At 39.4% G+C, this 2522-nt stretch carries 1 protein-coding gene and 2 pseudogenes; 2 read left to right on the top strand and 1 reads right to left on the bottom strand.

Features of this window, described 5'->3' with window-relative positions; all coding sequences use genetic code 11:
- Positions 1–212 precede the first annotated feature (212 nt).
- Positions 213–668, top strand: a pseudogene (locus B4H32_RS07590) (hypothetical protein); the annotation flags it as partial.
- Positions 669–863: 195 nt separating this feature from the next.
- On the top strand, positions 864–1799 hold the full coding sequence (locus B4H32_RS07585; RefSeq protein ID WP_004679631.1) for a hypothetical protein: 936 nt from the start codon (positions 864–866) through the stop codon (positions 1797–1799).
- Between the two features lie 47 nt (positions 1800–1846).
- On the opposite strand, the pseudogene B4H32_RS07580 reads toward B4H32_RS07585, so the two are convergent.
- A pseudogene (locus tag B4H32_RS07580) lies at positions 1847–2507 on the bottom strand (undecaprenyl-diphosphate phosphatase); the annotation flags it as partial.
- Positions 2508–2522: the final 15 nt, after the last annotated feature.

The raw sequence follows: 2522 nt of genomic DNA, 5'->3' as shown, positions 1-2522 counted from the left end.
CTATTTTTGTCGTGTACAGAGTAATGTAAATAAAGACATGGCTAAAAAATCAATTTCAAAAAAAAGATCAAGAAAATGGTTATAAATGTGGATGGTTTTTGATGAATTTCAGATTTTGAAAATAATATGCTTAGTGCAGAGCTAGATATATTTTTGTGTAAGTTGTTGATTATTAATTATTGAATGTGGCTGGTTTTACTAAGTTTTGTATTATCTTTAAAGTCACTCGTTCTGAATCTGTAATTGAACACATCATCAATGCAGAACGTTACTTCTGGGAATGTGTGGAAAAGGATACACCACCTTCTGTGGATGCGAGTGAATCGGCAGCCAAAGCCATTCAGCAGTTGTATCCAATCCATGTGCCACTAACAGTTGAAGATCTATCACAGAATGAAACAGCTAATCTCATGTTCGATAAGCTGATCAAACTGAAAGAAGAAATTCAGCATAAGCAGGAACGCTTTGACCAGCTTAAACATGAAATCCAGATGATGATGCAAGACAAGGAAAGGGCAGTCTTTGCAAATGGCTCGGTAGTTTGGAAGAAAGCCAAGGATTCTATCAGCCTCAATACCAAAGCATTGCTTCAGCACCAGCCTGAACTCATCGAGCTTTATCCACTTGAAAAGCAGGGCAGTCGTCGATTTAACATCTATACCGACTAAGCCCTATTTACAGCACCCAATCAAAAATTCACAAAAATCGCTCCCCGCTCTCTACCCTTCGGTAGAGAGCAAATCGGTCGCGATTTCTGTAGCACTTTATCTGGCTCTACATTCTTTGGGTAACTTATTTGGTCCTTGTTCCGACCTACATACATAGACCCAAATTTGTAAGGTAATACATTAAGGAATATCAACATGATTAAAGGTTTAGCAATTACTCCTCCAATACTCGGACGGATCAGTATCGGTCGGATGATCGAGAAGAATGGCAAACGCCTGCCGGAAAAGGATGACCAGTTCACCATTACTTCCCAGATTCAAAGCAAAGAAGGCTGGGTGAAGCATCCACTGGATGATCAGCTGAGAGCTAATGCTCCGAATCAAAAGCTACGTTCAATCCCTGTCAGAATGATCTTTAATGATCCTGATTTAAACCTGCGTGCAGAATACAGCCTGTTTGACCGACAGACTGGAAGACCTGTCTGTGTCGGTAATGGAGAAACCTGCCAACGTTTAACCAACCAAGGCGTGGAGCAACATCCTTGCCCATCCCCCGACTTATGCCCACTTGGACAAGGCGGGCACTGTAAGCCTTATGGACGCCTGCATGTCAATTTAGATGAGTCGGATGAATTTGGTACATTCATTTTTAGAACAACAGGCTTTAACAGCATACGTACGTTGGCTGCACGATTGAGCTACTACCATGCAGCATCAAATGGGTTGCTTTCATGCTTGCCACTGCAGCTGACCTTGCGAGGAAAGAGTACAACGCAAAGTTATCGTCAACCTGTGTACTACGTGGATTTAACGCTCAGGGATGGCATTCATTTACAAGAGGCGATTCAAACAGCGAAGGAAATTGACCAGAAAAGTAAGTTGTGTGGTTTTAATCAGGCTGCTTTAGATCAAATGGCACGGCAGGGTTATGGTAATGCACGATTTGAGGTGAATGCTGAGGAGGGACTAGATTTGGTTGAAGAGTTTTATAATGATAAGGGTTTTGAGTCTGAATCGGTACAAACTGAAATCAAAAATAAATCTAAATCAGAGCTTAAGTCCCATCAGGGAGAGGGTGTTGTACAAGAGATTCAGAAAAGCTTGAGGCAGAATGTAAGGATTGTAAATTAAAAAATTTAAAGAGAACAGCGAGTTCTCTTTAATTTATTTTTTTTGAATTAAAAAACAAATAAGATGATTGAATCTAATACCAAGCGATACCAAGCAAAAACTTTTAAAGTATGTTTTTCTACAAATTTAACCATGGCTTTTACCACAAGCAAAGCTGCGATGAATGCGGTTACAAAGCCTACGGAAATATTCAATAAATTTTCTGAAGTTAAAACATCAACGTTGCGAAATATGTCTAAGTAACGGCACCAATAATGGTTGCACCAGACCGTGAAGTCCCCGGAATCATCGCAAGACATTGAACCAAACCAATAACAATGGCCTGTTTGAATCCAATATTGGTTGCCTCAATGGTTTGGACTTTAAAATTTTTAGCTTCTACAGCAAAAATTAACAGTGCACCAATAATCAGTGCAGATGCCACAACCGAAGGACTGAATAAAACTTGTTTAATAAAATCAACAGCTATAACTCCGATCACTACTGCAGGAATAAATGAAATGAAGACATTTATCGCAAAACGTCTCGCATGGTAATCACCTGATATAAAACCATGTAGTAGATTAATAATTTTTTACGGTAGAGCCAACAAACGGCTAAGATTGTGCCCAGTTGAATGACAACTTCAAAGACACAGCCTGAGCCTGAATGAAAATCAATTAAATGGCCAAATAAAATTAAATGACCAGTACTGGAAATGGGTAAAAAACTCCGTTAAACTTT

It is taken from the genome of Acinetobacter sp. UBA2063, from assembly GCF_002333245.1.
GTDB lineage: Bacteria > Pseudomonadota > Gammaproteobacteria > Pseudomonadales > Moraxellaceae > Acinetobacter > Acinetobacter parvus.
Note: the sequence above shows the minus strand (reverse complement) of the source record. Positions and strands in the feature narration are given on the sequence as shown.

What these genes read in the sequence shown, in the direction of transcription:
- B4H32_RS07585 (WP_004679631.1), top strand. Translation starts at nt 864, where the DNA reads ATGATTAAAGGTTTAGCAATTACTCCTCCAATACTCGGACGGATCAGT.